The following is a 19072-nucleotide window of genomic DNA, read 5'->3' on the forward strand; positions in this document are numbered from 1 at the left end:
CGGCGCGAAGTCAAGGCCGGGCGGGCCTTGCCCCCGTTGCCGGGCGGCATGCGCGGTAGGGCCTGCCATCAGGAATGGGGGAGTGTCATGTCGAGCAGAAGCGCATGCAGGCCGGCGCGCCCGTGAAGCGCGATGCCCGTCAGGTCGGCAAGCCAGATGCCGTCGGCGGCTGCGCGCACGGCGGCGAGCTGCACCGTGTCGTCGGTGGCCTGGTGCCGTTCGAGGCGGGCCTCGTACCATCCTGCCCACAAGGCCCTGAGGTCCGGGTCTGCGAGCATGGAAACGTAGAGGGCCGCCCAGGGGCCGCCACTGGCACCGGGTATCATGTCGAGAACGGAGCCGAGATAGGCGCGGGTGAAGGCGCCGGTGGCCTCGGGATCGGCTTCGATCCGGGCGTCGAGATCCTGGTCGAGCGTGTCGAGAAGCTCCCGGAACACCGCATCGATCAACGCCTGCTTGCTCGGGAAGTGATGCATGAAACCTCCCTTGGTGACGCCCGCCGCGTCCGCCACGGCCTGCACCGTGACGGCGGCAAGCCCCTGTTCGACGGCGAGTTCCGCCGCACGGTCGAGAAGGGCGCGGCGGACCAGTTCGGGCTGCTTCTTTCGGGTATGGGCGTTTTCCATCTCAGTGCACGGCACTTCGGGAGAAGACGTTTATGACGATGACCCCGGAAACGATCAGCGCCATGCCGATCAGTGCCGCGGCATCGAGCGTGAAGCGGAACACGACGACGCCGATGATCGCCGTCAGAACGATGCCGACGCCGGCCCAGATGGCATAGGCGATGCCGAGCGGGATGACCTTCAACGCGTGGGACAGGAAGAACAGCGCGGCGACGAAGCAAAGCCCGGAGGCGAGCGAGGGAAGGAACCGGGAGAATTGCTCGCTCTTCTGGAGCAGGGACGAGCCCGTCACCTCGCAGACGATGGCAAGGGCGAGCGAAGCATAGGCGACCAGGATCGGATTCATGTCGGCGTCTCGATTGACGGGGAAGCGGTTCCATAAAGATACCAACTGTTCGGTTTCTTTTCAAGTGCGGCCGTGCCTGGCATCGTGGTTCATTCGGGGCAGGCCGACATGTCGCAATCGAATGAGCCGCTTACGTCGTGCGGGTCCCGCCTCTCGCCGAAGTGCGGCCATGGCGTTTTCGCGCTACCGCATCTGTCACCCATGCTGTATGTGCCAATGCCATGGAACTCTGGATCCCCGTCACGATTTTTGCCGCCTTTTGCCAGAATGCGCGCTCCGCTCTTCAGAAGCACCTGAAGGGTCGGCTCGGCACGACCGGCGCCACTTTCGTGCGTTTTGGCTATGGCTTTCCCTTCGCGCTCGCCTATCTGGCCTTCCTGCACCATGGTCTCGACCATCCGTTGCCCTCGCCGGGAGCGGATTTCTGGGCCATCGGCGCGGCCGGCGGGCTTGCCCAGATCGCGGCCACCTTCCTGCTGGTGCATCTCTTCAGCTACCGCAACTTCGTCGTCGGGACCGCCTATTCGAAGACCGAGCCCGTGCAGGCGGCCGTCTTCGGCCTGGTTTTCCTCGGGGAGACGGTGACCCCGATCGCCGCGTTCGCGATCGCCATCGGCGTTGCCGGCGTCGTAATGATCTCGCTCGCCGGCCAGCGCGTCGGGTTGAAAAGCGTCTATGCCGCTCTTGCCGGACGGGCGGCCCTGATCGGCCTCGCCTCGGCGGCGCTCTTCGGCGTCTCGGCGGTCTGCGTGCGTGGTGCCTCGCTCTCCCTGGGCGGGCCGAATTTCCTTATGCAGGCCGGCTTCACGCTCGCCTATGTGACCGTTTTCCAGACGATTGCCATGGGATTGTGGATGGTCTGGCGCGAACCCGACCAGCTGGCCGCCAGCATCGCCAGCTGGCGCACAGCGATCTGGGTCGGCCTGTCGGGCGTTGCCGGTTCGGCCGGCTGGTTCACGGCGATGACCCTGCAGCAGGTCGCCTATGTGCGCGCTCTGGCCCAGATCGAGCTGGTCTTCACCTTCCTCGTTTCCTGGCTCATCTTTCGCGAACAGGTCCGCACGGTCGAAGCCGCCGGCGCGGTGTTGATCGTCGCCGGTATCATCGTGCTGTTGCTGGGAGTATAGCCGGCGGCGTGTTGCGCTTGCCCGGTCTCAGGCCTTCTTCACGAACTGGCAGAGAATGACGATGCGCTGTCCCTCTACCCGGCCCTCAAGCTGCGCCGCATTGTCGGGAACCAGAGCGATCTTGCGCACGGCGGTGCCGCGCTTGGCGGTGAAGCCTGCGCCCTTGACGGGAAGGTCCTTGATCAGGGTCACCGTATCGCCGGTGGCAAGCACCGTGCCGTTGCAATCGACATGGACGACCGCGTCCGTGCCGCCGCCGGCTTGCTGTTGCGCCCAGTCGAGCACGTCCGGCTCCAGATAGGCGAGTTCCAGCACGTCACGCGCCCAGACCGCTTCCGGCAGAGCCGCGAGCAGCCTCCAGGCGAGGACCTGCACCGCCGGTTCAGGGCTCCATATCGCCTCGTTCAGGCACTGCCAGTGCGGCCCGTCCTCCAGCGAGCCCGTCGTCCTACTCTCCTCCAGTCCCTGTCGGCAGGCGGCGCAAACCGGCACGCTGTCCGCTCTCGGGGCGACCTCGTAAGGGGCTGCGTCTTCGGTGTTGCAAAGGGCACAGGACGGCATGAGGGATCCATTGGTCGGGAGGGCGAGAAGGAGCACGGGGTTGGCGGTTGGCGAGGCATACGCCCCGCCCGCCATCCTGTCCATCGCCTCGAAGCGAAGTCCGTGGCGATACGGACCTGCTCCCGATCTCCGTTCCGGTCCCGTGACGGCGACCGTGCCGGTTCAGAAACCCTCGACGACGATCTTGCCGCGCGCGGTTCCTGTCTCGATCCGCCGGTGCGCCTCGCGCAGGTTTGCGGCATTGATCGGCGACAGCGTCTCGGAAACCGTGCTGCGCAGCCGCCCGGCATCGACCTCGTCGGCAACGAAGTCGAGCAGCCGGTTCTGCTCGATCATGTCCGGCGTTTTAAACATCGACCGTGTGAACATCAGCTCCCAGTGCAGGCTCGCCGCCTTGGTCTTCATCTGCGCCATCGGCATTGGCAGGTCGGTATCGTCGATGGTGACAATGGAGCCCTGCGGCCGGATCAGTTCGACCGCGTCGCTCCAGTGACGCATGTCGTTGAAGATCGCCACATGGTCGACATGCTCGATGCCGAGTGCCCGCACCTGCGGGGCGAGCGGCTCGCGGTGACTGACGACATGGTCCGCGCCAAGCTCGCGCACCCAGGAGACTGTCTCCGGCCGCGAGGCCGTGGCAATGACTGTCAGGCCGGCGCGCTTGGCCAGCTGGATGCCGATCGAGCCAACACCACCCGCTGCGCCAATGATCAGGAGTGAGCGGCCGGCATTCGCGCCGTCCCGGCCGATGCCGAGCCGGTGGAAGAGCGATTCATAGGCGGTAATCGTGGTCAGCGGTAGGGCGGCTGCTTCGGCAAAGGACAGGCTTGCCGGCTTGCGCCCGACGATGCGCTCGTCGACCAGATGGAATTCCTGGTTGGTGCCGGGCCGGGTGATGTCGCCGGCATAGTAGACCTCGTCGCCCGGCCTGAAGAGCGTGACCTCGGGGCCGACGGCCTCGACCACGCCGCTGGCGTCATAGCCGATGACACGCGGCGCCTCTTCGACCGTGTCCTTGGGCGCGCGGACCTTGGTGTCGACGGGGTTGACGGCGACGGCGCGCACGGCGACGAGAATGTCGCGGCCCTGCGGAGCCGGTTTCGGCAGGTCGAGATCGACCAGCGACTGCGGATCGTCGATGGGCAGGTAACGGGTGAAGCCGACGGCTTTCATGCTTGTCATCCTTGTTAGTGAGAATCGAATTCGACGGTGACGAAGACAAGCTCCGTCGTGCCGGTATTGGTCAGATCGTGGACGAAGGCCGTGTCCGGACCAAGATGGGGGAAATGCCCCGTGTCGCCGGGGGCGAGGCGCAGGTGCCAGACCCGCATCGCCCGGTCCTCAAGCACCAGGACCGTGCCGATGGTCGCGTTCGCCGCTCCGGCCAGGGCTTCTTCGGTCGTCAGTGGCATGTTCACGCCGCCGTCCCCCAGGCTGGATAGGTCGAATAACCCTGCTCATCGCCTCCGAACAGCGTCGCGGGATCGAAGGAGGCGAGCGGCAGGTTCTCCCTGAGCCGGCGCGGCAGGTCCGGGTTGGCGATGAACGGCCGCCCGAAGGCGACAACATCGGCAAGCCCGCGCGCCAGGATGTTGTCGGCGCGCGCCTTGTCGTACTTGCCCGCGACGATGATGCGGCCGGAAAACGCCGCCCTCAACTCGTGCCGGAAGCTTTCCGGCGTCTCCGGCGCGTCATCCCAATCGGCTTCCGCCAGATGGATATAGGCAAGCCCGATGCGGTCGAGCTCGCGTGCCGCCGCCAGCATGGTCGGAATGATCTCGGTATCGGCCATCCCGCGCTGGGTGATCACCGGTGACAGCCGGATGCCGGTTCGGCCAGGGCCCGCGGCGGCTGCGACGGCTTCCGCCACCTCGACAAGGAAACGGATACGGTTTTCCTGGCTGCCGCCATAGCGGTCGTCGCGCAGGTTGGAGGAACGACGCAGGAACTGGTCGATCAGGTAGCCGTTGGCACCATGGATCTCGACGCCGTCGAAGCCGGCGGTCATCGCGTTGGTCGCGGCCTTGGCGAAATCCTTGACGATCCCGTCGATCTCGGACGTTTCCAGGGCACGCGGCACGGGACTGTCGACCATGCCGGTCTCGCCGGTTGCCGGGTCGGCGATCCAAACCTTGGCATCGGGGGCGAGCGCCGACGGTGCAACCGGCAACCCGTCCTCGTGAAAGATCGCATGGCTCATCCGGCCCACATGCCAGAGCTGCAACACGATGCGCCCGCCGGCCGCATGCACCGCGTCGGTAACCAACCGCCAACCGGCGACCTGCTCGTCGGAATGAATGCCGGGGGTGAAGGAGTAGCCCTGGCCCTGCGGCGAGATCTGTGTCGCCTCGGTGATGATCGTCGCAGCACTTGCGCGCTGGGCGTAGTAACGGGCCATCTCCCTGCTGGGAACATTGCCGGGCTGGATGGATCGGGCGCGCGTCATCGGCGCCATGGCGATGCGATGCGGCAGCGACAGGTCGCCGAGCGTCAAGGGGTCAAAAAGGGAAGAGGTCATGGGAAGCGGTATCCTGAGCGAATGGGGTGCGGCAGCGCCGTGTGGGTCGTTCAGGATTTAGGTGTTGCGGATCTCCCGGATAATCATCTAATTTCCGAAATTATAATTCGGATAAATCGAACAATGATGCTCGACTCTCTGGCTCTCTTCCTGCGGATCGTTGAAAAGGGCGGGCTGGCTGCCGGAGGGCGTGATTTCGGCCTCTCGCCCGCCACGGTTTCCGAGCGGCTTGCGGCGCTCGAGCGTCACTACGGAGCGACCCTGTTGTTGCGCACGACACGCAGGATCACGCTCACCGACGAGGGCACGCTGCTTGTCGAGGGTGCGCGCCGGTTGCTCGCCGAGGCCGAGGAACTCCAGGACAGCATCCGGCACGGGACGGAACGGATTTCCGGGCCGATCCGCATGACCGCGCCGGAGGACCTTGGCCGCCGCCGCATCGTGCCGATCCTCGATGCCTTTCTCGAACGCCACCCGGACGTCACCGTCGATCTCGATCTCACCGACGGCTACGTCGATCTCGTCGGGCGCGGCCTGGATCTGGCCGTCCGCCACGGAATGCTCGCCGACAGCGCATTGCGGGCGCGGCCGCTGGGTCAGAACCGGCGCGTCGTCTGCGCGGCGCCTGCCTATCTGGAGGTGCACGGGACGCCGGGCCATCCCGATGATCTCGCCGGCCATGACTGCATTCTCATGCGTTTCGGCGGCAATCTGGACCGCGAATGGCCGTTTGTCATCGACGGTGAGACGCGCAAGATTGCGGTGCGTGGCCGCCGCATTGCAAATGACGGCGGGCTCGTCCGCCAATGGTGCCGGGAGGGCAGGGGGATCGCACTGAAGTCGATCCGCGACGTCGACGAGGACCTTGCCACAGGCGCGCTGGTCGAGTTGCTCGCGGACTATTCCTCGGGCAGCACGGGGCTGCAGATCGTCTATCCGCCGGCCGCTGTGCAGCCCTGCCGGGTGCGCGTTTTGATCGAGTGCCTGGCCACCGAACTCTCGGCCTTCATCGATCCGCAGTCTTCCCTTCCGTCCTCGGTCGGTTGACGAGTGTCACCAGCACGAAGGAAATGATCATCAAGAGCACCCAGGCGTTGAGCTTGGCCAGGGAGACGAGCGTCCAGCCGTCCGCCTGGTCGGGATAGTGCCAGGCCCGCGCGAAGGTGCCGATATTCTCGGCCAGCCAGATGAACAGCGCCACCAGGAAGAAGCCGAGCACCAGAGGCATGCGATGCCGGTAGCGATAGACGGAGTAGTGCACCCAGGTCCGGCCGTAGAGCAGGAAGAGGGCGGCGAACAGTCCGAGCCGGATATCGATCGTGTAGTGATGGGAGAAGAAGTTCACGTAGATCGCCAGAGCCAGCAGCCAGGTCGTCCATAACGGCGGGTAGCGGGAATAGGCGAAATCGAAAATGCGCGAGACGCGGGCGAGATAGCTGCCGACCGCGGCATACATGAAACCGGAAAAGAGCGGCACGCCGCCAATGCGGAAGAAGCTCTCCTCCGGATAGATCCAGGAGCCGGCGGCTGTCTTGAAAACCTCCATGGCCGTGCCGACGACATGGAAGATCAGGATGACCTTGGCCTCGTCCAGCGTTTCCAGCCGTGCCGCGAGCAACCACACCTGGATGGCAAGAGCCGCCAGGAACAGGAAATCGTAGCGGGCAAGCGCGGTTCCCTCGGGATACCAGAAGCGGGTCGCCAGGATCAGCGCCAGCAGCAGCGCGCCATAGATGCAGGCATAGGCCTGTTTGATGCCAAAGGCGAGGAACTCGACGGCCGCCCGTGCCAGCAGTCCCTTGCCCAGGCGCCGATAGACGAGCGGCAGCGCCCTGTGAAGCAGGCGTTCGGTGCGCGAGGTGGCGCTTGCCGGCCGGCCGAGCCTGTGAACCAGGTTCAGTCCCATCTTCTGTTTGGCCTACGCGTTGATGGCACCGAGCACGGCGTTCAGGAAGCCGGTGAGGTCGTCGGTGACGAAGTCGACATGCGGCGCGTTGCGGCCCTCCAGTTCCCATTCCTCGCGAAAGACGGCGCGCGTGCCTTCCGGCACCAGGAGAATGGAGCGCATGCCGAGCCCGTGCGGGACAACGAGATTGCGGGAAAGGTCCTCGAACATGGCCGCGCGCACCGGCGACACGCCGGTTTTCTCGATGAACAGGTTGTAGGTTTCCAGGTTGGGCTTCGGCAGCAGGCCGGCGGCGACGATGTCGAAAATGTCGTCGAAATGCTCGGCGATGCCCAGTCGCGCCGCCGTACGTTCCGCATGCGGGCGGTCGCCATTTGTGAAGATGTACTTCTTGCCCGGCAGCCGGGCGATGGCGCGGCCGAGCGCCGGGTTCGGCACAACCGGCGAATAGTCGATGTCATGGACATATTCGAGAAAGGCGTCCGGCTCGATGTCGTGCTCGATCATCAGCCCACGCAAGGTGGTGCCGTAGTCCCGGTAGAACGCCTTCTGCTTCAGGCGCGCATCTTCCGCCGAAAGGCCCAGGTGACGGGCGATATAGTCGGAAATGCGCACGTCGATCTGCGAGAACAGGTCGGAGCTCGGCGGGTAGAGCGTGTTGTCGAGGTCGAAGACCCAGGCCTCAACGCCGGTAAAGACGCGCAGGTCCTGCTCGTGCGCCTGGAGGCCTTCCCTTTCGTCGGGGGTCATGGACGCAGGAGCGTCCCCGCGCCCTGGTCGGTGAACAGCTCGAGCAGCACCGCATGCGGCACCTTGCCGTTGAGGATTACGACGCCCTCGACGCCTCGCTCCAGCGCCTCGATGCAGGTTTCCACCTTGGGGATCATGCCTCCGGATATGGTGCCGTCCTCGATCAGCGCGCGAGCCTGGCTGACGGTCAGCTCCTTGATCAGCTTGCCATTGGCATCGAGCACCCCTGGCACATCCGTAAGGAACAGCAGCCGCTTGGCGTCGAGCGCGCCGGCGATCGCCCCGGCGAATGTGTCGGCGTTGATGTTGTAGGTCTCGCCGTCGGCGCCCGGCGCCACCGGCGCCACCACGGGGATCAGCTCTTCCTTCATCACGAGGCGCAAGACGGTCGGGTTGACCGATGCGGGTTCGCCGACGAAACCGAGGTCGAGAACCTGCTCGATGGCGGAATTCGGATCGCGTACCCGCCGCTGCAGCTTCTCCGCCGTGACCATGTTGCCGTCCTTGCCGCACAGGCCCACGGCCTTGCCGCCCTCGGCATTGATCAGGTGGACGATTTCCTTGTTGATCGAGCCCGCCAGGACCATTTCGACGATCTCCACCGTCGCCTTGTCGGTGACGCGCAGGCCGTTCTTGAACTCGCTCTTGATGCCGAGGCGGTCGAGCATCGAGCCGATCTGTGGACCGCCGCCATGCACCACCACCGGCAGGACGCCGGCCAGGCGCAGCAGGGTGATGTCCCGTGCAAAGGCGTTGCCCAGTGCCGGGTCGCCCATGGCATGGCCGCCGTACTTCACCACCACGACCTGGTCGTCGTAGCGCAGCATGTGCGGCAGGGCCGTGGAAATCACCTTGGCGGGATTGATCGGAGCGGTGTCGGTCATGTCGGGAAGGAGCTCTCGGGCTGGTTCGCGGGCCGCGCACAGGCGCTTGACCGGTCTATAGCTGCTTTCACAAAAGGGCTCAATGATGGCCCGGCGATGTGGCCTGCCGGATCAGGCGGCGCCGATCTTCAGCGCGTCGTCGCTCTGCGGTTCATGTCGCAGCGCTTGTGCCGGCATGAGCGCGGGATCCGGCCCCTCGTCTTGCGTCCGCGAGAAGGAGCCGGCCTCGATCAGGCGCGGAATGCTGTTCGCCGCGACCGGACGGGAGAAATGGAAACCCTGCAGGTCGCTGCAGCCGATCTGGGCGAGGAAGTTCTTCTGTTCCTCTGTCTCGATCCCTTCGGCCGTCACTTTCAGGCCAAGATCGACGGCGAGTTTCACGACCGCATGGGTCACGGTGTTGTAGTCGACACGTTCGCCCAGACCGCGGACGAATTGCCGGTCGACCTTGATCCGGTCGATCGGGAACTGCAGCAGGTGATTGAGCGACCCGTAACCGGTGCCGAAGTCGTCGAGCACGATCGAGATGCCGAGCCGCTTCAGCTTCGACAGCGTCTCGACAAGATCGGCACTCGGCGTGAGCAGGATGTTTTCGGTGATCTCCAGGTCGAGGTTGCGTCCGTCGAAACCGGTACTCTCGAGAATGGAGCGTACCCGGTTGACCAGGCGCGAGTCGCGCAACTGGCCGGAGAACAGGTTCACCGAAAGGCGGAAGCCGTTTGGCGCGCCTAGTGCCCAGGGCCGCGCGGTGCGGCAGGCCTCCTCCAACACCCAGTAGCCGACATCGGCGGCATGGCGGCTGCCGTCGAGCGCGCCGATAAAGGCACCGGGCAGCAGGCAGCCCCGTTCTGGATGGTCCCAGCGGATCAGCGCCTCCGCGCCGATCACGACCTCGTCGGTGATACGGACCACCGGCTGGTAGTCGAGATGGAATTGCTTGCCGTCCACCGCTTCGGTCAGCTCGCGTGCCAGCGTGTTGCGATGATCCGCGTCGCGGCGCATCGCCGCGTCGAAGATCATGAAGCGGCCGCGGCCCTTTGACTTGGCCTCATAAAGCGCGAGATCGGCGTTGCCCATCAACTGGCTGAAGGAGCCGCCGTGATCGGGCAGGACGGCGATGCCGAGGCTGCAGCCGCATTCGACGCTCTCGCGGCCGGTCGGAATGGGGCGGCCGATCGCCTGGGCAAGGGCCGCGGCATATTCCGCGATGGCGCCGTCGCGCGAAAGGTCCGGCTCCAGGACAGCGAACTCATCGCCGCCAAGCCGTGCAACGGTTGCCTTCGGGCCGACGCTGGCGGTAAGCCGTTCCGCCACCTCCATCAGCAGCGCATCGCCGCTGGAATGGCCAAAGGTGTCGTTGACGAGCTTGAAATGGTCGATATCGAGCAGGAACAGCGTTGCCTCCGCGCCTGTTTCCTGCCAGCAGCGGAACGCGTCGGTGACACGGCTTTCGAAGGTCGAGCGGTTGACCAGGCCCGTCAGCGGGTCGTGCCGCGCCATATGCTCGATCTCGCGGTGTACCTGCTCGATCTCGGTGACGTTCCGCGCGGTGCCGCGATAGCCGAGAAAGCCGCCGTCATGGGCGAAGATCGGCCGTCCGCTGATTGAATAGATGCGCTCCTGATCGCCGGAGAACCAGCGAAAGCGCAGGTCGCGGAATGATTTTTGGGCCTTCAGAAGCTCGTGATGAGCTTCCCAGAAGGCTGCGCTCTCGCCGTTGCCGCTCTCGGCTTCCCAGCGGGTCTTGCCGAGGAAGCGGTCGATGACGATGCCGTTGTCCCGGGCGCTGGGCGACAGGTAGGTGAAGCGGAAATCGGCATCCTGCTCCCAGATCCAGTCCGAGGCGATCTCCAGATAATCGGCGAAACGGGCATCGCGTCGGCGGCCCTCCAGCACCCGGACGGTGAGCGCGGTCAGTGCCTGCATGCTCGAGAATTCGTCCGCGGTGAGGCCTTCCTCGCGCGTCTTTCGGTCGATGACGCAGAGCGTGCCGATGGGAAAGCCGCTTTCCACGCGAACGGGGAAGCCGGCATAGAAGCGGTTGCCCTTGTCGATGTCGACATAGGGATAGGTCTTGAAGCGCGGATCGATCGCCAGGTTGGCGACGATCAGCGGGGTATCCTCGCGATAGGCGACGCCGCAGACCGAGGTTGCCGCCGGTGTCTGGGTGACGTCGCTGCCGACGGCGGCGAGCACATGCACGTCGTCGCCATGCACAAAGGTCACGAAGGCCTTTTCGCAACGGGTGATCCGCGCGGCGGCCTTGACGATATGGTCGAGGGCGAGGTCGGGGGCATTGCCGGCAAGGTGTAGGCTGGCGAGCTCCGCGCGCAAACGCGCTTCTTCCCGCGCGGTTGTCGCCGGGACGGCAATCTCGTCCGTGGCACTCCTGCCTTCCACGTGCATGCGGTTATCCCCTCATTCCGCAGGCATAGCGCAAGTAAATTTACGCTACGTTAAAAATGAGGAGATTCGCCACGCATGTCGACAGGTAAAACTGTCGGGTACGTCAGTAAACTCCCCGGTGCCGATCGGTTCACCGCTGCCTCTTGATTGATCTTGTCGGTCAGTCGATCGAAAGCTTGTAAATCTCCGCTCTGACATCCGCGATGCCTGCCCCCTTTTCGGAGGAGGTGTCGATGATGTTCGGATGGGCGGCAGGCCTCTTTTTCAGGCTTTCGGCCGTGTCCTGCCGGATGCGCAACAATTGACCCGGCTTTATCTTGTCCGTCTTGGTGAGAACGACTTGGTAGCTGACGGCCGCGCGGTCGAGCAGCCCCATGACCTTGAGGTCGACCTCCTTGAGGCCATGGCGGCTGTCGATCAGGACGAAGACGCGGCGCAAACGCGCGCGGCCCTGGAGATAGGTGAAAACCAGCTCCGTCCACGCATCCACGAGCGACTTCGGGGCCTGAGCGTAGCCATAGCCGGGCATATCGACAAGAGTGACAGGGGACTCCGGCGCCGCGAAGAAATTGAGCATCTGTGTCCGACCCGGCGTGTTCGATGTTCGCGCCAGTCCTTTCACCCCCGTGAGGGCGTTGATCAGGCTCGACTTGCCGACGTTGGACCGGCCTGCGAAGGCAACCTCGGTGGCGGCTTCGGGCGGCAACTGCTCGAGATGGGCGACGCTGGTGACAAAGCCCCAAGGGCGGCGGAACATCAGCCGGCCGGCCTCGATCTCCCCTTCGGTATAGGGGGCGTCGGGCTTGGAAGAATTGTCCGGCTCGCTCATTGCGTCTCGCTTCGCATGGTGTGTGCCGGGTCGCGGCGGGCAGTCCGGTCCGCTGCGACCCGGCCTGATCCTCTAGCGGGCCTGCGCAAGCTTGTCGAGATCGGCGCCGCGTATGGCGGCGAGATTCCGCGCAACCTTCTCCGCAGGCCAGTTCCACCAGGCGATCTCCAGCAGGGTGTCGATGGTGGATTCGTCAAAGCGCATTCGAACCACCCGCGCCGGATTCCCGGCGACGATGGCGAAGGGCGGCACGTCGGATGCGACCATAGAGCCGGCGCCGATCACCGCGCCGTCGCAGATGGTGACGCCGGGCATGATCGTCGCTTCGCGGCCGATCCACACGTCATTGCCCACCAGCGTGTCACCACGATGCGCGCTGGCCAGCCCGGCCATGTCGAAGCCCTTCTCCCAGCCTTCGCCGAAGATTGCGAATGGATAGGTGGAGAAGCCGTCCATCGGGTGATTGGCCCCGTTCATGATGAAGCGGACGCCCGTCGCCAACGCGCAGAACCGCCCGATCCTGAGCCGGTCGCCGATGAAGTCGAAGTGATAGAGAACGTTGCGGTCCTCGAACTCCGCCGCGTGATCGGGGTCGTGATAGTAGCTGTAGGCGCCGACTTCGATAGTCGGGCGGGTGACGACCGCATTGAGAAAAACGGTGTGGGGTGCGCCGGCAAGGGGGTGCCGGGTGCTCGGATCTGGGCCGTGCATGGGGATGTCTCCGGATCGGGAATAGGTTCGCGTGTCGCGGCCGGGGCCGTCTGGGCCAGGTGCCGCTGCGGGCAGGGCGCGAGGCGGCTATGCCGTCGCTCGCGCCATCTTCAGGCGATCCTGTTCATCGATCCTCTCCCCGAATTCGTCTCGCTTCTTAATGGGAGTGAGGGACGGTTGTCGCAACCCTCGAACAGCGGGGGGCAAACAAAAAGGCCCCGGGGGTGTCCCCGGGGCCACAGTCATCGCGGGCCTTTGGCGCCGACAGCGTCACTTGGACTTGCTGTCGGCCTCCCCCTTCTTTCGACTGAAGGAGCCTTTCAGGTTATCCCAGAGTTCCACCTTCACGCCCTGGCGCCGCATGATCACGTATTGCTGGGCGATCGACAGCGAGTTGTTCCACGCCCAGTAGATTACCAGGCCGGCCGGGAAGGACGCCAGCATGAAGGTGAACAACACCGGCATCCAGGTGAAGATCATCTGCTGGGTCGGGTCCGGCGGGGCCGGGTTCATCTTCATCTGGACGAACATGGTGACGCCCATGATCAGCGGCCAGATGCCCAGCATCAGCATCTGCGGGGGATCCCAGGGGATCAGGCCGAAGAGGTTGAACAGCGACGTCGGGTCCGGCGCGGAAAGGTCCTGGATCCAGCCGAAGAACGGCGCGTGCCGCATCTCGATGGTGACGAACAGCACCTTGTAGAGCGCGAAGAAGACCGGGATCTGGATCAGCACCGGCAGGCAGCCGGCGAGCGGATTGATCTTTTCCTTCTTGTACAGCTCCATCAGCGCTTGCTGCTGCTTCTGCTTGTCGTCCTTGTAGCGGTCCCGGATCTCGGTCATCTGCGGCTGGACGAGCTTCATCTTGCTCATCGAGACATAGGACTTGTTGGCCAGCGGGAAGAACAGCGTCTTGATCGCGACCGTCACGAGAAGAATGGCGACGCCGAAGTTGCCGACCACCTTGAACAGGTAGTCGATGACGAAGAACAGCGGCTTGGTGAGAAAGTAGAACCAGCCCCAGTCGATCAGCAGTTCGAACTGCTTGATGCCGAGGTTTTCCTCATATGCGTCGAGCTTGGCCGTTTCCTTGGCGCCGGCGAATAGGTGCGTCGTCGAGGTTGCGCTTGCGCCTGCTTCGACGCGGATCGGGTCGCCAAGGAAGTCGGCCTGGAAATTGTCGGTTGCCTGGGCATAGGAGAACTGCGGCTGGAAGCCGCTGCCCTGTGCCGGGATCAGCGCCGATGCCCAGTACTTGTCGGTAATGCCGAGCCAGCCCGTGCTGACGGCGGCGGGGCGCACCCGGCCGTCTTCCTGGACATCCTCGTAGTCGACCTCGGAAAGCCCGGTATCGCCGAAGACGCCGATCAGGCCCTCGTGAAGAATGTAGAAGCCGGCGGTCGTCGGCGTGCCGTTGCGCACGATCAGGCCGTAGGGATAGAGCTGAACGGCCTTGCCGCTCTCGTTGCGCACCCGCTGCTCGACGGTGAACATGTAGTCGGCATCGATCGCGATGACGCGCTCGAAGACAAGGCCGGCACCGTTGTCCCAGGTCAGCGTGACCGGGGACTGCGGCGTAAGTTTCGCACCGTCCTGCGCCGTCCACACCGTGGTCGCCTGGGGCAGCGCGACATCAGCACCCGGATCGGCGGTGACACCGAAATCGGCGTAATAGGGAGCCGGCGCGCCCTTCGGCGAGAAAAGCACGATGGTAGGGCTCGTGGCGTCGACGGTCTCTCGATAGTCCTTCAGTCGCAGGTCGTCGATGCGCCCGCCGGTGAGGTTGATCGAACCGCTGACACGCGGCGTGTCGATGACGACGCGCGGGGTCGCCTCGATCGCAGCTTCACGGGACATGGCCGTCGTTGCAGGTGCCGTGCCGCCCGGCACGCTCGCCGCGCCGGTTGCCGTGCTGCCTGGCGCGCCAGGGGTCTGCGGAGCGGCATCTCCCGTGGCCGGCTGCCCCTGTTCGGCTGCCTGCTGCTCGGCAACCTGACGCTGCTGCTCGAGCTGCGGCTTGGCAATGAAGTACTGCCAGCCAAGCAGGACGATCAGCGACAGGACGATAGCCAGGATCGTGTTACGGTTGTCGGCCATAATCGGCGTTCACCTTTGGTTTTTCGCTGGTGTTTTGGATGGGGTGCGGCCCTTGCGGCGCCTGTCCTGCGCCGGGTCGGCTGTCAGTGGCGCCTTGGCCAGGCAATGTCCGATTTCGCGTACCAGGATGTCGAAATCCATGGACAGTCCGGCCCTGCGGCCGATCAGCACGTAGTCGACGCCGGTGCGCGCTTGGCCGGCCGCCGCGCGCACCGCCTCGCGGAAGCGCCGGCGGATGCGGTTGCGCTCGACAGCGTTGCCCGTCTTCTTGGTGACCGTATAGCCCATGCGCGGCGTCGCCTCGGCCCGCGGGGCGGGCGCGGCCTGCAAGACAAAGGCGCGCCGTGCGCTCCGGCCACCCTTTGCGGTGGCCAGGAACTCGGCGCGCTTCTTCAGCGTTGGCAATGTCGCGGTCGGCGGGGACTGGATCACGTAAACGACTCCTCCACCGCCAGCCCGGCCGGGCCTGCTTAGGCGCTCAGCCGCTTGCGGCCCTTCGCGCGACGGCGGGCAAGGACCTGACGGCCATTCTTGGTCGCCATGCGGCTGCGGAAGCCATGGCGGCGCTTGCGGACGAGGCGGCTCGGCTGATATGTGCGCTTCATTGTGTCTTCTCCCGCGCGCGAGGGGCGCGCGGCCCTGGTTCTTGAATTGTCTGGTGGTCGATATCCCCACCCGTCCGGGCAGCGACCCGTCTAGGCAAGGATGTCGTGGGCGCCGGATAAGTCAGCACGACCCGATTGCGGGGCTTATACGGGCCGAGCATCGCGAAGTCAACGACAAGCGGGCGTCCCGCGACGGGAAACCGCACCGCAGCGATTGGCTCTTTCCTCCCGGTTTCCCGCAAGCTGCCGCGCACGTCGCGGTGAGCCGGCTTCACAGGAGGGTGACAGGCCGTCCGGCCCCTTTCACTTCCCGGTGAGAGCGCCCGATTCCGCCTCGCCGAACCCCAGATAGAAGGTAGAACGCAAGAGGCTGACCCGCCCCGGCGCCCCGATGTTTGAGATTTGGAGACCGATCGCATGCGAAACTTGACAGGCCGCCCGCACGGCGGGTTTTTCAAGGCGGACAAGGGCGCTTGCAACGCCGCGCCGCATTTGTCGCGCCGGTCCCTCGTTGCCGGGCTGGGCGCAGCATTCCTTTTACCGGCGCACGCTGCCCGGGCCGCGGCTCCCGCACACGGTCCCTTCACCGATCTGCTGCAGCGCTATGTCGTTGCCGGCCGCGACGGGCTCAACCGGGTTCGCTATGCGCGCTTCAAGGCGGAGGCGGGAGCTTCCCTTGACCGCTATATCGCCTCGCTCGCCGAAACCCGCGTGTCGGGACTTGGACGCAACGATGCCTTCGCCTTCTGGGTCAATCTCTACAATGCAGTGACCCTTCAGGTGGTGCTTGCCCATTATCCCGTCCGTTCGATTCGCGAGATTGACCTTGGTGGGGGCTTTTTTGCTCGTGGCCCCTGGCGCAAGAACCTTGTCGCCGTCGAGGGGCGTGATCTGTCCCTTGACGACATCGAGCACGGGATTCTGCGCAAGCGCTGGTCGGAGCCGCGCGTTCACTACGCCGTCAACTGCGCCTCCATCGGTTGCCCGAACCTTGCCCGCGAGGCCTGGTCCGGCGCGACGCTGGAGCGGATGCTGGACGAAGGCGCGCGGGACTTCGTCAATCACCCGCGCGGCGTTGCGATCACGTCCGCGGGCGTGCGGGCCTCGCGGATCTACAGCTGGTTCTCCGAGGATTTCGGTACTGCGACACAGTTGCGCGAGCACTGGCGCTCTCATGCCCGGCCCGCCCTGCTACGCGGGCTCGATGCCAATGAACGAATAGCCGGTTATGATTACGACTGGGGGCTGAACGATGCGGCTTGACCGGGACACACACGGTCAGAGCGCGGCCGGGCAAACGGGGGAGAGCGCAATGCCGCAACGCGAGGAAGGCGACGCACACGCTCCGCCGCCGGCAGGCCGCAGCGTTCTGCGCCGTTTCGCGCCGCTTGCGCTGATTGTCGCAGCAATGGGGCTCGGCTACGCACTCGGCCTTCACCACTATCTCGGCCTGTCGCACCTGATCCGCGAACGTATGGAACTTGCCGCCTTCGTTTCGGACAACATGCCGCTTGCCGTTGCGGTTTTTGTCGTGGTCTATGTGGTCGCGGTCGCCCTTTCCTTCCCCGGCGCCTCGCTTCTCACCATCATTGGCGGCTTTCTCTTCGGCTGGGCGCTTGGCGGCACGCTCGTCGCCTTTGCCGCGACTGCCGGCGCTGCGCTGATCTTCCTGGCTGCTCGCAGTTCGCTCGGCGAGGCGCTGAAGCACCGCGCCGGGCCGTTCCTGTCCCGGCTTGCGGCGGGCTTCCGGGAAGACGCCTTCAACTATCTCCTATTCCTGCGGCTCGCCCCGGTCTTTCCCTTCTGGCTGGTCAACATCGCTCCGGCGCTGTTCGGCATGAGCCTGCGCCCTTATGTGACGGCGACGTTCATCGGCATCCTGCCGGGTACATACGCCTATGCCTTCATCGGCGCCGGCCTCGACAGCGTCATCGCCGCGCAGGAATCGGCCTCTCCCGGCTGCGCCGCCGCCGGCACCTGCAGCATCGAGCTGTCGGCGCTGGTCACCCGCGATCTGGTGCTCGCCTTCGCGGCGCTCGGGATCGCGGCCCTCATTCCCGTTCTCGTCCGCAAATTGCGGGCGAAGAGCCGCCTGCCGCGCGAGTGACCGCGCCGGTTGCCATATCCTGTTCAAAGGGGCCGGTTGCGTCCCGCACGGCAGTGCCTGCCGTGACAAACCCGGAGCAAGCACGATGACCCGCATCCTGACGCCCGATATCTGTGTCATCGGCGCCGGCTCCGGCGGCCTGTCGGTTGCCGCGGCCGCGGCCGCCTTCGGAGTCGAGACGGTTCTTGTCGAAAAGGGCGAGATGGGCGGCGACTGTCTCAACTATGGCTGCGTGCCCTCCAAGGCGTTGATCGCCGCGGGCAAGGCCGCCCACCACGCCGCCCACTCGGTGGAACTCGGTGTCGGCGCGCCGGGTGTCGAGGTCGATTTCGCCGCGGTCAACGATCATGTCCGCTCCGTCATCGCGGCGATCGCCCCGCATGATTCACAGGAGCGTTTCGAGGGACTTGGCATCACGGTCCTGCGCGCTTCCGCCCGCTTCCGCGATGCGGACACGGTTGTTGCGGGCGAAACGGAAATCCGTGCCCGCCGCTTCGTGGTCGCCACCGGGTCCTCGCCGCTGGTGCCACCGATCCCCGGTCTCGACACCGTTCCCTTCGACACCAACGAGACGATCTTCACCCGCCGCGAATGCCCCTCGCATCTCCTCGTGATCGGCGGCGGGCCGATCGGCCTGGAGCTGGCCCAGGCGCATCGCCGGCTCGGCGCGCGCGTCACCGTCGTCGAGGCGGCGAAGGCGCTTGCAAAGGAGGATCCGTCGCTTGCCGCGATCGTGATCGAGGCGCTTCGGGAAGAGGGAGTTGAATTCCTTGAGCAGGCAAAGGTCACGCAGGCGTCCGGTTCGGCGGGGGACATACACCTCATGCTGGAAGACGCCTCCGGCACCCGCGAGATCTCCGGCACCCACCTGCTCCTTGCGGCGGGGCGCAAGGCCAATGTCGAGGGGCTGGGGCTGGAGGAGGCCGGAATCGCCTTCGACCGGCGCGGCATCAGCGTCGGTGCCGACCTGAGGACCACCAACCGTCGCGTCTATGCCATTGGCGATGTCGCCGGAGGGCTGCAGTTCACCCATGTCGCAGGCTATCATGCCGGCATCGTCATCCGTGCGCTTCTGTTCCGTCTGCCGGCAAAAGAGAACCGCGACATCATTCCCTGGGTCACCTTCACCGATCCGGAGATCGGACATGTCGGCCTGACCGCCGACGAGGCACGCGGCCGCTACGGCGCGGAGCGGGTGAAGGTGCTGGAGGCGCCGTTCTCCGGAAATGACCGCGCCCAGGCCGAACGACACACCCGGGGACTGGTGCGTCTCGTCGTCGGCAAGGGTGGCAAGGTGGTCGGCGGCGATGCCGTCGGCGCTGGCGCCGGCGAGATCGTCAACATGCTGTCGTTGATCGTCGCGCGCGGCCTTACCGTGCGCGACATTGCCGGTTTTGTCTCTCCCTATCCCTCCCTTTCGGAAGCGGTTCGCCGCGCGGCGATTTCCTATTATGCTGAAAGCGCGCGCAACCCGTGGATTCGTCGTCTGGTCCGCTTCCTCGCCCGTTTCGGCTAGCGGCCGGCGGCATCTTCCGGTCATGCGCGCGGGGGGCGTTGAACAGCGTCGGACGTGGCAGCGTCCGGACGGACAGGCGACAG

Annotated in this window: 20 protein-coding genes; 5 read left to right on the forward strand and 15 right to left on the reverse strand. The window is 65.4% G+C overall.

Features of this window, described 5'->3' with window-relative positions:
- Window positions 1–68: 68 nt before the first annotated feature.
- Window positions 69–626 carry a TetR/AcrR family transcriptional regulator gene (locus RBB46_RS00330; protein ID WP_306026838.1) on the reverse strand — a complete coding sequence of 186 codons (558 nt, stop codon included), beginning with the start codon at window positions 624–626 and terminating at the stop codon, window positions 69–71.
- Window position 627: 1 nt separating this feature from the next.
- Window positions 628–972 (reverse strand): multidrug efflux SMR transporter, encoded by a 345-nt coding sequence (locus RBB46_RS00335; RefSeq protein ID WP_306026839.1) that lies wholly within the window; start codon window positions 970–972, stop codon window positions 628–630.
- Window positions 973–1193: 221 nt separating this feature from the next.
- Here RBB46_RS00335 and RBB46_RS00340 point away from each other — a divergent pair, with 221 nt between their 5' ends.
- Window positions 1194–2099: a DMT family transporter gene (locus tag RBB46_RS00340; protein ID WP_306026840.1), complete on the forward strand. Its 906-nt coding sequence runs from the start codon at window positions 1194–1196 to the stop codon at window positions 2097–2099.
- Window positions 2100–2126: 27 nt separating this feature from the next.
- On the opposite strand, the gene RBB46_RS00345 is transcribed toward RBB46_RS00340, so the two are convergent.
- The 4 genes from RBB46_RS00345 to RBB46_RS00360 all read right to left on the reverse strand — a co-directional run bounded on the left by RBB46_RS00345 (window position 2127) and on the right by RBB46_RS00360 (window position 5178).
- Window positions 2127–2660, reverse strand: a complete 534-nt coding sequence (locus RBB46_RS00345; RefSeq protein WP_306026841.1) for an alkylphosphonate utilization protein — start codon at window positions 2658–2660, stop codon at window positions 2127–2129.
- Between the two features lie 162 nt (window positions 2661–2822).
- Window positions 2823–3833, reverse strand: coding sequence for a zinc-binding alcohol dehydrogenase family protein (locus RBB46_RS00350; RefSeq protein ID WP_306026842.1), 1011 nt, complete (start codon window positions 3831–3833; stop codon window positions 2823–2825).
- Window positions 3834–3847: 14 nt separating this feature from the next.
- Window positions 3848–4072 carry a hypothetical protein gene (locus RBB46_RS00355; protein ID WP_306026843.1) on the reverse strand — a complete coding sequence of 75 codons (225 nt, stop codon included), beginning with the start codon at window positions 4070–4072 and terminating at the stop codon, window positions 3848–3850.
- A 2-nt stretch (window positions 4073–4074) separates the two neighbouring features.
- Window positions 4075–5178 (reverse strand): alkene reductase, encoded by a 1104-nt coding sequence (locus RBB46_RS00360; protein WP_306026844.1) that lies wholly within the window; start codon window positions 5176–5178, stop codon window positions 4075–4077.
- A gap of 123 nt (window positions 5179–5301) precedes the next feature.
- Between RBB46_RS00360 and RBB46_RS00365 the strand changes: the two genes are divergently transcribed.
- Window positions 5302–6225, forward strand: a complete 924-nt coding sequence (locus tag RBB46_RS00365) for a LysR family transcriptional regulator (protein ID WP_306026845.1) — start codon at window positions 5302–5304, stop codon at window positions 6223–6225.
- Here RBB46_RS00365 and RBB46_RS00370 read toward each other — a convergent pair.
- The 9 genes from RBB46_RS00370 to rpmH form a co-directional block, all read right to left on the reverse strand.
- Window positions 6185–7084 (reverse strand): DUF817 domain-containing protein, encoded by a 900-nt coding sequence (locus RBB46_RS00370; RefSeq protein ID WP_306026846.1) that lies wholly within the window; start codon window positions 7082–7084, stop codon window positions 6185–6187. The two genes, RBB46_RS00365 and RBB46_RS00370, sit on opposite strands and share 41 nt — an antisense overlap.
- A gap of 12 nt (window positions 7085–7096) precedes the next feature.
- Window positions 7097–7834: a pyrimidine 5'-nucleotidase gene (locus tag RBB46_RS00375; protein ID WP_306026847.1), complete on the reverse strand. Its 738-nt coding sequence runs from the start codon at window positions 7832–7834 to the stop codon at window positions 7097–7099.
- A complete protein-coding gene (gene argB / locus RBB46_RS00380) occupies window positions 7831–8718 on the reverse strand; it encodes an acetylglutamate kinase (RefSeq protein ID WP_306026848.1) in 888 nt (295 codons plus the stop codon). Before argB ends, RBB46_RS00375 begins: the two co-directional genes overlap by 4 nt.
- A 111-nt stretch (window positions 8719–8829) precedes the next feature.
- Window positions 8830–11124, reverse strand: a complete 2295-nt coding sequence (locus tag RBB46_RS00385; protein ID WP_306026849.1) for a bifunctional diguanylate cyclase/phosphodiesterase — start codon at window positions 11122–11124, stop codon at window positions 8830–8832.
- A 160-nt stretch (window positions 11125–11284) separates the two neighbouring features.
- The gene (yihA, locus tag RBB46_RS00390; RefSeq protein WP_306026850.1) at window positions 11285–11953 is read right to left on the reverse strand and encodes a ribosome biogenesis GTP-binding protein YihA/YsxC; all 669 of its coding nucleotides are present in this window, start codon (window positions 11951–11953) and stop codon (window positions 11285–11287) included.
- Between the two features lie 72 nt (window positions 11954–12025).
- Complete coding sequence (locus RBB46_RS00395) at window positions 12026–12664, reverse strand: CatB-related O-acetyltransferase (protein WP_306026851.1); 639 nt, start codon at window positions 12662–12664, stop codon at window positions 12026–12028.
- A gap of 270 nt (window positions 12665–12934) precedes the next feature.
- Window positions 12935–14761 (reverse strand): membrane protein insertase YidC, encoded by a 1827-nt coding sequence (gene yidC / locus RBB46_RS00400; RefSeq protein ID WP_306026852.1) that lies wholly within the window; start codon window positions 14759–14761, stop codon window positions 12935–12937.
- 9 nt (window positions 14762–14770) lie between these two features.
- Window positions 14771–15193 carry a ribonuclease P protein component gene (gene rnpA / locus RBB46_RS00405; RefSeq protein ID WP_306026853.1) on the reverse strand — a complete coding sequence of 141 codons (423 nt, stop codon included), beginning with the start codon at window positions 15191–15193 and terminating at the stop codon, window positions 14771–14773.
- Window positions 15194–15231: 38 nt separating this feature from the next.
- On the reverse strand, window positions 15232–15366 hold the full coding sequence (gene rpmH, locus RBB46_RS00410) for a 50S ribosomal protein L34 (RefSeq protein WP_067220180.1): 135 nt from the start codon (window positions 15364–15366) through the stop codon (window positions 15232–15234).
- A gap of 417 nt (window positions 15367–15783) precedes the next feature.
- On the opposite strand from rpmH, the gene RBB46_RS00415 reads away from it, so the two are divergent.
- The 3 genes from RBB46_RS00415 to RBB46_RS00425 all read left to right on the forward strand — a co-directional run bounded on the left by RBB46_RS00415 (window position 15784) and on the right by RBB46_RS00425 (window position 18989).
- The gene (locus RBB46_RS00415) at window positions 15784–16629 is read left to right on the forward strand and encodes a DUF547 domain-containing protein (protein WP_306026854.1); all 846 of its coding nucleotides are present in this window, start codon (window positions 15784–15786) and stop codon (window positions 16627–16629) included.
- Between the two features lie 49 nt (window positions 16630–16678).
- The gene (locus RBB46_RS00420) at window positions 16679–17473 is read left to right on the forward strand and encodes a TVP38/TMEM64 family protein (RefSeq protein WP_306026855.1); all 795 of its coding nucleotides are present in this window, start codon (window positions 16679–16681) and stop codon (window positions 17471–17473) included.
- Window positions 17474–17558: 85 nt separating this feature from the next.
- A complete protein-coding gene (locus RBB46_RS00425; protein WP_306026856.1) occupies window positions 17559–18989 on the forward strand; it encodes an NAD(P)/FAD-dependent oxidoreductase in 1431 nt (476 codons plus the stop codon).
- Window positions 18990–19072 lie beyond the last annotated feature (83 nt).

It is taken from the genome of Stappia sp. MMSF_3263, assembly GCF_030733745.1.
Taxonomy (GTDB): Bacteria; Pseudomonadota; Alphaproteobacteria; order Rhizobiales; family Stappiaceae; genus Stappia.